Source organism: Nocardia sp. CY41, from assembly GCF_009829325.1.
Lineage (GTDB): Bacteria > Actinomycetota > Actinomycetes > Mycobacteriales > Mycobacteriaceae > Nocardia.
Genome location: NZ_VUOS01000022.1, coordinates 47859 through 60236, shown reverse-complemented (window position 1 = coordinate 60236; position 12378 = coordinate 47859). Strand labels below are relative to the sequence as shown.

Genomic DNA, 12378 nt, shown 5'->3' with positions numbered 1-12378 from the left:
ACGCCTGCCATGCCGTCCTCGGTGAAAATCGTGGTCAGCGGCGGATTCGGCGTCGGGAAGACGACGTTCATCGGGGCCATCTCGGAAATCGAGCCCCTGGTGACCGAGGCGGCGATGACCGAGGTGGCGGTCGGCGTGGACGACGCGGGACACGGAGCGGACAAGACACAGACCACCGTCGCACTCGACTTCGGGCGCATCACCCTGGACAGCGCACTGCTGCTGTACCTGTTCGGCACGCCGGGCCAGGACCGTTTCGTCTTCCTGTGGGACGACCTGGTCGACGGGGCGCTCGGCGCGGTGATCGTGGTGGACACCAGCCGCGTCGACGACTGCTATCCGGTGCTGGACTACTTCGAGGCGCGCGGCACGCCCTTCGTCGTGGCGGTCAACCGCTTCGACGGCGGCACCCGCTTCGATCTCGACGAGGTCCGTGAGGCACTCGAGCTCGAGCCGTGGATCCCGGTGCTGGAATGCGATGCCAGGCGACGTGATTCGGTCAAGCAGGTGCTGGTGTCGCTGCTCGAACAGGTCCTGTTGCACCGTGCGGATCACCTCACCGCCCGAGACGCGGGCTGAAATCGGGTCGATCGGCCTGCTGCGACAGTGCGCCGCGCCGCCGATGAATTCGCCGCGCGTGCGTCGTCTGTACTGTTGCCCGACCCTGACGAACACAAGGAGCAGCAGCATGAGCAACGGCGCAGATCTCGCCCTCACCCACATCGGCGTCCTGGTCGCCGACCAGGACAAGGCCCTGGAGTTCTACCGCGACGTGATCGGCCTCGAGGTGCGGGCCGACCTGCCGTTCGCCGGTGGGCGCTGGCTGACCGTCGGCCCGGCGAAGCAGCCGGGCATCGAGTTCATCCTGGAGACGCCGGAGATGGTGCCGGACGAGGCGGCCGGTGCGGCGGCGCGGACGCGGCTGGCCAACGGCGCGCAGGGCACGCTGATCTTCACCACCGAGGATGTGGACGCCACCTTCGCCCGGCTGCGCGACGCCGGTGTAGAGGTGACGCAGGAGCCGATCTCCCAGCCGTACGGCGTGCGCGACTGCGGCTTCCGCGACCCGTGGGGCAATCACCTGCGCTTCTCCCAGCTTCCCGGCTGAGCCGGTCGCGGCCGGTGTGGGCCGCGTCGCATACCCCGGCGGCCCGGCGGGCAATACTGTCTGATCATGGGCGAATCGATGAGCGCGACCGAACAGGACGCCATCCGGCCGCTGCGCGACGACATCCGGTTTCTCGGCGGCGTGCTCGGTGACACCATTCGCGACCACGAGGGACCGGAGGTCTTCGACCTCATCGAGCGGGTACGTATCGAAGCGTTCCGGGTGCGCCGCGAGGAGGTCGAGCGCAGCGCCGTCGCGGAGATGCTGGACGGTGTGGACATCGCGGTGGCCCTGCCGCTCATCCGCGCGTTCAGCTACTTCGTGCTGCTGGCCAATCTGGCCGAGGACATCCAACGCGATCGCCGCCGCGCGGCGCACGAGGCGGCGGGCGAACCGCCGCAGGACTCGTCGCTGGCGGCCACCTACCGCAAGCTGGACGCGGCGGCGCTGGACGGGACGCGAGTCGCCGATCTGCTGGCCGACGCGCTGGTGTCGCCGGTGATCACCGCGCACCCGACGGAGACGCGCAGGCGAACCGTCTTCGACGCGCAAGCGCGTATCACCGAATTGATGCGCCTGCGTCAGCGCTACGCCGAGAACGAGCGCGAGCGGGCGGACCTGGAACTGCGGATCCGCCGCCAAGTGCTGAGTCTCTGGCGAACCGCGCTGATCCGCTTGGCGCGCTTACGGATCCAGGACGAGATCTCGGTGGGTCTGCGCTACTACGACCTCACCCTGTTCGACGTGATCCCGGCGATCAACGCCGAAGTGCGCGCCGCGCTGCGCTCGCGCTGGCCGGGCGTGGAGCTGCTGCCGCGCCCGATGCTGCGTCCCGGCTCGTGGATCGGCGGCGACCGCGACGGAAATCCCAACGTCACCGCCGAGGTCGTGCGTCAGGCCGCCTACCGCGCGGCGGGCGTCGCGTTCGAGCGTTACCTGCGCGAGCTGGTGGAACTGGAGAAGACGCTGTCGCTGTCGGCTCGGCTGGTCGCCGTGACGCCCGAGGTCGCCGCGCTCGCCGCGGCCGGATATCCCGATCCGGCCGCGCACGCCGACGAACCGTATCGCCGTGCGCTGCACCATGTCCGGGCCCGGCTGACCGCCACCGCGTCGGCCGCGCTCGGCGAGGTTCCGCCGAACGGACTGGACGCCGGGGCGCGGCCCTACCCGACCCCGCAGGCGGTGCTGGACGACCTGGACGCGATAGACGCCTCCCTGCGCAGCAGCGGCGACGGCTTGCTCGCCGACGATCGCCTGGCCGCGCTGCGCCACGCCCTGGAGACCTTCGGCTTCCACCTGCAGAGTCTGGACATGCGGCAGAACTCCGAGGTGCACGAGCAGGTCGTCGCCGAACTGCTGGCCTGGGCCGGTGTGCACCCGGACTACGCGAGCCTGCCGGAGTCGCGCCGGGTGGAACTGCTCGCGGCCGAGCTGCGCACCCGCCGCCCGCTGCTCGGCCCGCACGCACGGCTGAGCGAACTGGCCGTCAAGGAACTCGACATCGTCCGCGCCGCACGCGAGGTGGTGGACACGCTCGGCGCTGCGGCGGTGCCGACCTACATCATCAGCATGTGCACGTCGGTCAGCGACCTGCTCGAAGCCGCCCTGCTCTTGAAGGAAGGCGGACTGCTCGACCCGGGGGAGCCGGACGGGCCGCCGAGCTGCCCGGTCGGCATCGTCCCGCTGTTCGAGACCATCGAGGATCTCGGCGCCGGAGCGGCGACGTTGTCCGCGGCGCTGGAGGTGGGTGTCTATCACGACCTGGTGGCCGCGCAGGGCATGCGCCAAGAGGTGATGCTCGGCTATTCCGACTCCAACAAGGACGGCGGGTACCTGGCGGCGAACTGGGCGCTGTACCGGGCCGAACTGGATCTCGTCGAGGTCGCTCGCAAGACCGGCATCCGGCTGCGGCTGTTCCACGGCCGCGGCGGCACGGTCGGCCGTGGCGGCGGCCGCAGCTACGACGCGATCCTCGCGCAGCCTGCCGGGGCGGTGCGCGGCTCGTTGCGGCTCACCGAGCAGGGGGAGGTGATCGCCGCGAAATACGCCGAACTCGGTACGGCGCACCGCAATCTGGAGTCGCTGATCGCGGGCACCCTGGAGTCGACCTTGCTGGACGTGGAGGGACTCGGCGCCGACGCCGAGCCGTCCTACGGCATCATGGACGACCTGGCTGCCCGTGCCCGCGCCGCGTACGCGCGGCTGGTGCACGAGACCCCCGGTTTCGTCGCGTATTTCCGGCAGTCCACGCCGGTCGCCGAGGTGGGCGACCTGAACATCGGCAGCAGGCCCGCCTCGCGCAAGCCGACGAATACGGTGGCGGACCTGCGCGCCATCCCGTGGGTGATGTCGTGGAGTCAGGCGCGGGTGATGCTGCCGGGCTGGTACGGCACCGGAACGGCGCTCGAGGAGTGGATCGGCGGCGACCCGGAGCGCCTGGCCACCCTGGCGGATCTGTACCGGCGCTGGCCCTTCTTCCGCACGGTGTTGTCCAACCTGGCGCAGGTGATGGCCAAGAGCGATCTGGACATCGCCGCCCGCTACGCCGAACTCGTGGACGACGTGGCGTTGCGCGAGCAGATCTTCGGCATGATCCGCGACGAGCACGCCCGGACGGTGCGCATGCACGCCGCGATCACCGGAAACGATCATCTGCTGGCGGACAATCCGTCGCTGGCCGAGTCCATCCACAACCGTTTCCCCTACCTGGAGCCGCTGAACCAGATGCAGGTGGAGCTGCTGCGCCGCCTGCGCGCCGGGGACGACTCCGAACTGGTCAAGCGCGGCATCCTGCTGACCATGAACGGCTTGGCCACCGCCCTGCGTAACTCGGGTTAGCCTTCGAACGGCCCGGGCCGGGAGGAAGGAAGGTCGTGTCGATCGACGAAGCAGCGGTGGCGGCGCTCGCGGACCGCCGGATCGGTCCCGAACACAAGGGCATGTCACCCGCGTTCTGGGGGCGGAGCGTGCGGGAACTGCGCGGCGCCGCGCCGGCCCTCGACGAGCTGGAGACGCCGGTGCTCACCGTCGACCGCGCGGCCCTGACGGCGAACATCGCGGTCATGGCCGACTGGGTGCGCGCGGCCGGGGTGCGGTTGGCGCCGCACGGCAAGACCACGATGGCGCCACAGGTGTGGGCCGAGCAGCTGGCCGCGGGCTCGTGGGGCATCACCCTGGCGACCATCTGGCAGGCGCAGGTGGCGCGGTCCTTCGGCGTCGCGCGGGTATTGCTGGCCAACGCGCTGGTCGATCCGGTCGGATTGCGCTGGGTGGCGGGGGAATCGGCGCGCGACCCGTCGTTCGAGTTCTTCTGCTGGGCCGACAGTGTCGAAACCGTCGCGCTGATGGACGCGCATCTGCGCGGGGTCCCGGACGCGACGCCGATCCGGGTACTGGTGGAACTCGGTGGCCCGCACGGCAGAACCGGCGCGCGCACGGTGGAACAGGCGCATGCCGTGGCGGCGGCTGTCGACGCGGCGGCGCGGCTGACGCTCGCCGGGGTCGGCGGTTACGAGGGAGCGCTCGCCCACGACCGCACGGCGACCGGTGTCCGCGCGGTGCGCGATTACCTCGGCGAACTCGCCCGCCTGCACCGGGAACTGCTGGCGGCGGGGCGATATCGCGGTGCGGCCGTCGTCACCGCCGGTGGCAGCGCCTATCCGGAACTGGCGCTGGAGTACCTCGCCCCGTTGTCCGACGAACAGGGACGGCGGGGCGTCGCGACGACGGTCGTGCTGCGCTCGGGCGCGTATGTCATCCACGACGACGGCTTCTACGCGAGCATGTCGCCGCTGTCGGCTCCCGAGTGCGCGCGGCCGCTGCGCTCGGCGATGCACGGTTGGGCCCGCGCCCTCTCCCGCCCGGAACCCGGGCTCGCGTTGCTGGATGCCGGCAGACGTGATCTGCCGTTCGATGAGGGACTTCCGATTCCGCAGCGCGTCGCCGGACCGCACGGCGGCGCGCTGGACTCGGATGCGACGGTCACCGCGCTGAACGACCAGCACGCTTTCCTCCGGTTGCCCGACGACGCCGAATTGCCCCTCGGCTCGGTCGTACGGCTCGGTCTCTCGCATCCGTGCACCGCCTTCGACAAATGGCGGCTGATCCCGGTGATCGATGACGCCGACGCCCCGACGCCGCGGGTGGTGGATCTGCTGCACACGTTCTTCTGACGCGTACTGACCGCGTTCGGGTTCGACGCCGCGCCCGGCGATTCGTGGCCACCTCCGAGTTCTGGCACACGCATCGCGCCCATGGCGATGCGGACGCTCGCGCGGGCGGTGTGGTCGGTTCCCACCCCGATCTGCTTGTCAGCGCTGCTGCCCCGCTCGGCGGCGAAGATCCCACCACCCTCGCCGCGATCAAGAACCCCATGTGCCATTGCCGTCGCGGCATCGACGCCCAGGAATTCCTACGTCGATCGTTCGGAGCGGTAGCGCGCTCCTAGTTGGCCCACACCGGCGGACGTGACCGGGCCGCGCCCCCGCGGACCGGTGAGTGTCTCTCGTTGCAGCGGTAGGGATCCATGCTTCGGGCACGTTTTCGTCTACTACGTTTGTAGTATCGTGCATGGTAACTGCTCGCCGAGCGGTCCGGAGAGAGGGGAAGCGATGCCCGAGGCGCTCATCGTGGGTGGTGGCATCGGTGGGTTGGCGACCGCGGTGGCCTTCCTGCGGCGGGGCTGGCGTGTCGAAGTGCTAGAGCGCGCGGCCGAGTTCACCGAGGTCGGCGCGGGGCTGTCCCTGTGGCCGAACGCCCTGCGCGCTCTCGACACGCTCGGCGTGGGTGACGACGTGCGAGCCCGAGCCGTCGAGCAGGGCGCCGCGGGCATCCGCGACCGCACGGGACGGTGGCTGACCAGGATGGACACCGACGCGATCCGGGCACGGTACGGCAGCCCGATCATGCTGCACCGCGCCGATCTGCTGCACATCCTGCGCTCCGCGATCCCCGCGGCGGCGCTGCGCACCGGCATCACCGTGACCGAGGCGGGGGCGGACGGCACTGTGGTGCACTCGGCCGGGACGTCCGGCGGAGATGTCGTCGTCGGCGCCGACGGCATCCGCAGCGTCGTACGCCGTGCCGTCTGCGGCGAGATACGACCGCGTTACGGCGGCTACATCGCGTGGCGCGTCGTGGTCACACCGCACCAGCCGGTGACCGAGATGGGTGAAAGCTGGGGCCGCGGCGAGCGTTTCGGCTACGTTCCGCTCGCCGACGGCCGGGTCTACTGCTTCGCCACCGCGAACATGCCCGCGGGAACGGCGGGCGACGGACTCGCCGAGTTGCGCAACCGATTCGGCGGCTGGCACGAGCCGATTCCCGCCCTGCTCGCCGCGGCGGCCGGGGACGCCGAGGTGCTGCGGCACGACCTCTACGACCTGCCGCCACTGAAAACCTATGTGGCAGGCCGGACAGCGCTCGTCGGCGACGCGGCGCACGCGATGATGCCGACTCTCGGGCAAGGCGCCTGCCAGGCGCTGGAGGACGCCGTGGTGCTGGCCGAGGTGGCCGCGCGCGGCGGTGACCTGAGCGGCTACGACCGGGAACGCCGGCCGCGCACCCGGATGATCGCCGCCCGCTCGCGCCGACTCGGCGCGCTGGGGCAACTGTCGTTCCCGCCCGCGGTGGCGATCCGCGACGCCTTGGTGCGCGCGGTCCCCGACTCGGTGCAAGTCCGATCGCTGGCCGGTGTCCTGGACTGGCGCTGCTAGCCGACGTTCACGGCGCGGGGAAGGCGCGCACGGCCCGCTCGCAGCGGGCGGCCTGGGTGCGGAGGGCGTCGGCGAGTTCCGGCGGACCCGTGAGCAAGGTGAAGTCCAGATCGACCGAGGTGATCATCCACACCAGCTGTTCGGGCGAGTCACTGCCGACGTGCAGGCGGCAGCTGTGCTCGTCGACCGCTTCCAGGACGCCCATCCCGGGCCACACCCGGTCGGCGGCGTCGTCGGCCGAGTGGTGCAACAGCACCGTCGCCTGCTGTGGCCAGGCGCGCGCCGACAGCCGCATCGAAAGATATCCCGCGATATCGCCTTCCGGCGGCTCCCGGGGTGTGAAGCGTGGTCCGGTCGGGATCCGGGGGGTGATCCGGTCCACCCGGAAGGTGCGCCAGTCGGTGCGATCCACGTCCCATGCCACCAGGTACCAGTGCCTGCTGAAGTGCACGAGGGTGTGCGGCTCCACGGTGCGCAGGCCGAGCGCGCCGCCGTGCGCGCGATAGTCGAACCGCAGTCGTTCGTGGCGCTGGCACGTCTCGGCGATGGCCATGAGCGTGTCCGGACGAACCTGCGGCACCGGCGCGCCGACCCGCAAGGTGGCGCCGCGCAGGGTGCGCACCCGATGCCGCAAGCGGGACGGCAACACCTGCTCCAGCTTGGTCAGCGCGCGCAGCGACGCCTCTTCGAGTCCGTTCGCGGCGCCGCCGGAGGCGCCGCGCAACCCGACCGCCACCGCGACCGCTTCCTCGTCGTCGAGCAGCAGCGGCGGCAGCGCGGCTCCCGCGCCGAGGCGGTACCCCGCGGCGCCCCGGGTGGCGTGCACCGGGTAACCGAGTTCGCGCAGCCGATCGACATCACGGCGGACCGTACGGCCGGTGACGCCGAGCCGCGCGGCCAGTTCGGGCCCCGTCCAGTCGGGGCGGGTCTGCAGCAGAGTCAGCAATTCCAGCAGGCGGGCCGACGTTTCGAGCATGCCGCCAGCATGCCGGAGAGTTAGGAACGATCTCGTCCTAAGCGCTTCCTACGGTGGCGGGCATGACTACCGCATCCGATATCCGCCCGTTCCGCATCGCCATTCCGCAGGAGAAGATCGACGATCTGCGCCGCCGCCTCGCCGCCACGGTGTGGCCGAGCGACCTGCCCGGCGTCGGGTGGGACAAGGGCATGCGCGTGTCCTACCTGCGGCCGCTGGCCGAATACTGGCGGACCGAATTCGATTGGCGCGCGGTGGAAGCGAAGCTGAACGAGCTGCCGCAGTTCGTCACCGCGATCGACGGGCGGCAAGTGCACTTCCTGCACGTCCGCTCGCCGGAGCCGAATGCTCTGCCGCTGGTGCTCGGGCACGGCTGGCCCGCGTCGTTCGCCGAATTCCTGGAGGTGCTCGGGCCGCTCAGCGATCCGCGGGCGCACGGGGGCGATCCGGCCGACGCCTTCCACCTCGTCGTGCCCTCCCTGCCGGGGTTCGCGTTCTCCGAGGTGTCCCCGGAACCGGGTGCGGGTTCGACCGAGCGGTTCGCGGACGTGGTCGCGGCACTCATGGCGCGCCTGGGCTACGACCGCTACGGCGTACAGGGCGGCGACGCGGGGTACTTCGTCGCCGCTCGGCTGGGCCATATCGCCCGCGAACACGTGGTCGGCCTGCATGTGAACGGCCCGATCACGATCCCTTCCTGGGACAGCGAAGACGGCGAATCCTGGGGTGGCACGGACGCGTCCGAGGCGCAGTGGTCTGCGGAGGACCAGGCGAAACTGGCGACGCTGACCGGCGCGGAGAGCTACTCCCGCTACGACTACGCGACCGTGCAGGCGCACCGTCCGCAGACGCTGGCCATCGGCCTCCAGGACTCGCCCGCCGGATTGCTGTCCTGGATCACCGACCTGTTCCGGCAGTTCACCAACCCGGCGATCGAGGCGCCGGAGGACGCGGTGGGCCGGGACGCGCTGCTGACGAACGTCAGCCTCTACTGGTTCACCGGAACCTTCGCCTCCTCGCTGCGGCTCTACAGCGAATCCGCGGTATGGGGCGCGCCGGCGCGGAAGTCCGAGGTGCCGACCGCGGCGGCGATCTTTCCCGGGGACATGTCCGTGCGCAAACTCGCCGAGGACGCGCACAACATCGTCCGATGGACCGAGTACGAGCGCGGCGGGCATTTCGCGGCGATGGAAGCGCCGGATCTGTTGATCGGGGACGTGCGGGAGTTCTTCCGCACGTTGCGCTGAGAAGGTGTGCCTGCCTGCTGTGGCCTAGTTTCCGGAGTAACGCGCGTGCATGGCGGCGGCGGTCGCCGCGAGCCGCGCGCGCAGGTGGGGCGGTTCCAGCACTTCGACGTGCTCGCCGAGCGGCAGCAGGCCGTGGGCCAGCACCTCGTAGGACTCCGACGGCACCACCACCTCCACCCATCCCTCGGCGTCGGGCGGTCCGGCGGAGGCCAGCGCCTCCGCGACCGCCGCCGGATCGTTCGTCAGCCGCAGCAAGCGCAGATGGGTGGCGGCGATCCGGCAGCGCGCCCGCACCCGCAGCATGGATCGCGCGAACTCGTCGGCGGCCTCGGCCCAGTGCGCCCGCAGGTCGAATTGCGCTGGACGGAGGAACGTTTCGCCGGTCGGTTCGGCGGCGACGAGACGGCCCACCCGGTACGAGCGCGGGGTGGATCCGCTGCGGGCCACGAGGTACCAGGTGCCCGCCTTGAGCACCAGGCCGAGCGGGTCGAGCAGGCGCTCGACCACCTTGTCCTTGCGGCCGTAGCGCACGCGCAACCGACGGTCGTGCCAGAGCGCGTCGGTGATCGTCGCGAGTGTCGGCGTCTCGTCCGGCTGGTGGAACCAGCCCGGGGCGTCGACGTACACCCGCTCGGCGATGCGCGTCGCCCGCCCGCGCAGTTCCGGCGGCAGCGCGGCGAGCACCTTCAGCTGCGCGGTGGCCAGCACGGTGCCGAGTCCGAGATCGGCGGCGGCGCCGGGCAGGCCGGTCAGCAGCACCGCGTCCGCCTCGTCGGTGGTGAGGCCGGTGAGCCTGGTGCGATAGCCGTCCACCAGCCGCACGCCACCGGCCCGGCCCGGCTCGCTGTAGATCGGGACGCCGGCCGCCGAGAGAGCCTCGACGTCGCGGTAGACGGTGCGCACCGACACCTCCAGTTCCCGGGCCAGCTCGGGTGCGGTGAGCCTGCCCCGGGTCTGCAGGAGCAGCAGCAGTTGCACCAATCGACCAGCCCGCATGTACCGCGACACTAGCCGCAAACCTTGACACAGGAAGGCCGGTTTTCGCCGTACCGTCCTCGGCATGACCACTTGGAGCCGATTCGCCGACGAAGCACCGCACATCGCCGAGGTCTTCCTGCGCAGGCATCGCGCCGCAGGCAATCTCTGCCTGCTCGGCACGATCCGATCCGACGGATCCCCGCGCATCAGTCCGATCGAGCCGCGGATCTTCGAAGAGTCGCTCGTGATCGCGGGAATGCCGGGCACGACCAAGTTCCGCGATCTCGCCCGGGACCCGCGCTTCTGCCTGCACACCGCCACCGTCGACACGAACGTCTCCGACGGCGACGCCAAACTCTTCGGCGCCGTCGTCGACAATCCCGACCGGGACCTGCACGCCCGCTTCGCCCAGCACCTGTTCGACGCGACCGGGTTCGACATCCGGGGCCGGGAGTTCGACCACTTCTACGTCGCCGATCTCACCGGGGCCTCGACGGTCGAGGTCGCTGGCGACCACCTCGACATCACCATCTGGAAGCCGGGCGAGGGCGAGCGCGTCGTGCGCAAGCATTGAGCCGGCGCCACTCTCACTCCCGGGCGGTCAACTGGACGGCGATCGGGCTCGGGACGGGGATACCGCGGCGGCGCAGGTCTTCCAGGAAACGGCGGACGAGCGGATCGCTCGGGGTCGCGGTGATGCCGACGACCTCGCGCACCAAGGTCGGCCGCAGGCTGCGCACGACGCCGGAGAACGTGGCAGGCAGGGCGCTCGTCGGTACCAGTGCGGTGCCGAGCCCGGCGGCGGCCAGCTGGGCGGCCGTGGTGGCCTGACGGGTCCTGGTTGCCGCGGTGAGCACAACGCCCCGGCGTGCCGCGACGTCGTCGAGCCAGGCGCCGAGTCCGTTGTCGGAGTGGTAGTGCACCACCGGTCGTGCGGCGATATCCGCGAGGGTCACCGTCGCCGGGCGCTTTGCGGCATCCGGCGGCGATACCGCGACGATCTCCTCGGTCCCGATCACCACGAGGTGACCTTCCCAGCGCGACGGCCGCGGCCCGAGGGCGAGATCGGCCGTCCCCCTGGACACCATCTCGGCCATGGCGTCTGCGCTGGACGATTCGGCCAGGACGAGGTGTATCCCGGGACGGCGGCGATGCCAGGCGCGCAGCACAGGCGCGAGCAGGCTCGCGGACATGCTGTCCGCGCAGGCGATCCGCAGCTGTCCTTGCGCGCCCGCGGCGACGGCCCGGCCGCCCGCGACCACCCGTTCGGCGGCGGCCACAGCGGCGCGCGCGTCCGCGGCGACAGCGCGGCCCGCCGCGGTGGCTCGTACACCGCGCGGCAGGCGCTCCAGCACGGGCGTGCCGAGTTCTCGTTCCAGCGCGGCGATCTGATGGGACAGCGCCGGCTGCGAAAGATGCAATCGGGCGGCGGCCTCCGTCACCGATCCGGAGTCCAGCACGGCGACCAGACACTCGAGCGCACGCAAGGTAGGCATTCGAAAATTTTATGGGAGCACAAGAAAACATCGATGCCACGACGGGATGCCTCGTGTTCTCCCTGCTTGTTGCATATCGACGGGGTGGCTGACAAGGAGGCAATTGATGACAGGCACAGGCACGATGCGGGGCAAGAAACTCGTCATCGTCGGCGGCGCATCGGGCATCGCACGACGGATCGCGCGAGACGCCGCTGCCGAGGGCGCGGACGTGGTACTCGCCGGCCGGGACGAGGACGCCGTCGCCGCCGCGCGGCGGCAGGTGGTGGACGCGACACGCGGTCGCGCGGCGATCGAAGCCTTGCGCATCGATCTCGGTGACGAGGATTCCATCGCCCGGGCGGCCGAGGCGCTCGGTGAACTCGACTATCTGGTGTCGGTGGCGGCGGCGCACGCGAACGGTCCCGTGACCGAGCTGGACCGGGCGGCGGTCGTGCGGGCCTTCGATGCCAAGGTGGTCGGTCCGATCCTGCTCGGCAAGCACTTCGGCGCCCGGTTCAGGCCGGGCGGTGCGCTGCTGCTGTTCTCCGGGGTGGCCGCGTGGCGGCCCGCGCCGGGACGGACGGTGATGGCGGTGGCCAACGGCGCGGTGCGGTTTCTCGCCGAAGCGCTGGCGGTCGAGCTGGCGCCGGTCCGGGTGAACGCACTGTCGCCGGGCATCGTCGACTCGGGTGCCTGGGACGGCCTGGGCGAGCGGAAAGATCGCTTCTTCGAGGAGGTGGCGGCCCGCAATCCGGCGCGCCGGGTCGGCAGCGCCGCCGATATCTCCGCCGCCGCGCTGCTGGCGTTGACCAACCCGTTCATGACCGGCACCACCTTGCACGTCGACGGCGGCGGTCGCCTGGCCTGAGCACGGGCC

At 71.0% G+C, this 12378-nt stretch carries 12 protein-coding genes; 9 read left to right on the top strand and 3 right to left on the bottom strand.

Annotated elements, in window-relative coordinates:
• Nucleotides 1–9 precede the first annotated feature (9 nt).
• From GVY64_RS24175 to GVY64_RS24150, 6 genes are all read left to right on the top strand, one after another.
• Entirely contained in the window at nt 10–579 is a 570-nt protein-coding gene (locus tag GVY64_RS24175) for a GTP-binding protein (RefSeq protein WP_159845993.1), read from the top strand.
• A 109-nt stretch (nt 580–688) separates the two neighbouring features.
• Complete coding sequence (locus GVY64_RS24170; protein WP_159845616.1) at nt 689–1108, top strand: VOC family protein; 420 nt, start codon at nt 689–691, stop codon at nt 1106–1108.
• A 66-nt stretch (nt 1109–1174) separates the two neighbouring features.
• Complete coding sequence (ppc, locus tag GVY64_RS24165; protein ID WP_442939622.1) at nt 1175–3946, top strand: phosphoenolpyruvate carboxylase; 2772 nt, start codon at nt 1175–1177, stop codon at nt 3944–3946.
• Between the two features lie 41 nt (nt 3947–3987).
• A complete protein-coding gene (locus GVY64_RS24160; RefSeq protein ID WP_442939626.1) occupies nt 3988–5280 on the top strand; it encodes an amino acid deaminase in 1293 nt (430 codons plus the stop codon).
• Nucleotides 5281–5324: 44 nt separating this feature from the next.
• The gene (locus GVY64_RS24155) at nt 5325–5555 is read left to right on the top strand and encodes a hypothetical protein (RefSeq protein WP_159845613.1); all 231 of its coding nucleotides are present in this window, start codon (nt 5325–5327) and stop codon (nt 5553–5555) included.
• 163 nt (nt 5556–5718) lie between these two features.
• Complete coding sequence (locus GVY64_RS24150) at nt 5719–6822, top strand: FAD-dependent monooxygenase (protein WP_159845610.1); 1104 nt, start codon at nt 5719–5721, stop codon at nt 6820–6822.
• Nucleotides 6823–6829: 7 nt separating this feature from the next.
• Here GVY64_RS24150 and GVY64_RS24145 read toward each other — a convergent pair whose 3' ends face one another.
• Complete coding sequence (locus tag GVY64_RS24145) at nt 6830–7798, bottom strand: helix-turn-helix transcriptional regulator (protein WP_159845607.1); 969 nt, start codon at nt 7796–7798, stop codon at nt 6830–6832.
• Between the two features lie 62 nt (nt 7799–7860).
• Between GVY64_RS24145 and GVY64_RS24140 the strand changes: the two genes are divergently transcribed.
• On the top strand, nt 7861–9045 hold the full coding sequence (locus GVY64_RS24140; protein WP_159845604.1) for an epoxide hydrolase family protein: 1185 nt from the start codon (nt 7861–7863) through the stop codon (nt 9043–9045).
• A 24-nt stretch (nt 9046–9069) separates the two neighbouring features.
• Here the strand turns inward: GVY64_RS24140 and GVY64_RS24135 are convergent, their stop codons facing one another.
• On the bottom strand, nt 9070–10041 hold the full coding sequence (locus tag GVY64_RS24135; RefSeq protein WP_159845601.1) for a helix-turn-helix transcriptional regulator: 972 nt from the start codon (nt 10039–10041) through the stop codon (nt 9070–9072).
• 64 nt (nt 10042–10105) lie between these two features.
• On the opposite strand from GVY64_RS24135, the gene GVY64_RS24130 reads away from it, so the two are divergent.
• Entirely contained in the window at nt 10106–10597 is a 492-nt protein-coding gene (locus GVY64_RS24130; protein WP_159845598.1) for a pyridoxamine 5'-phosphate oxidase family protein, read from the top strand.
• Nucleotides 10598–10610: 13 nt separating this feature from the next.
• Here GVY64_RS24130 and GVY64_RS24125 read toward each other — a convergent pair whose 3' ends face one another.
• Nucleotides 10611–11519, bottom strand: coding sequence for a LysR family transcriptional regulator (locus GVY64_RS24125; protein ID WP_159845595.1), 909 nt, complete (start codon nt 11517–11519; stop codon nt 10611–10613).
• 106 nt (nt 11520–11625) lie between these two features.
• Between GVY64_RS24125 and GVY64_RS24120 the strand changes: the two genes are divergently transcribed.
• The gene (locus GVY64_RS24120) at nt 11626–12369 is read left to right on the top strand and encodes an SDR family oxidoreductase (RefSeq protein ID WP_159845592.1); all 744 of its coding nucleotides are present in this window, start codon (nt 11626–11628) and stop codon (nt 12367–12369) included.
• The last annotated feature ends 9 nt before the right edge of the window (nt 12370–12378 follow it).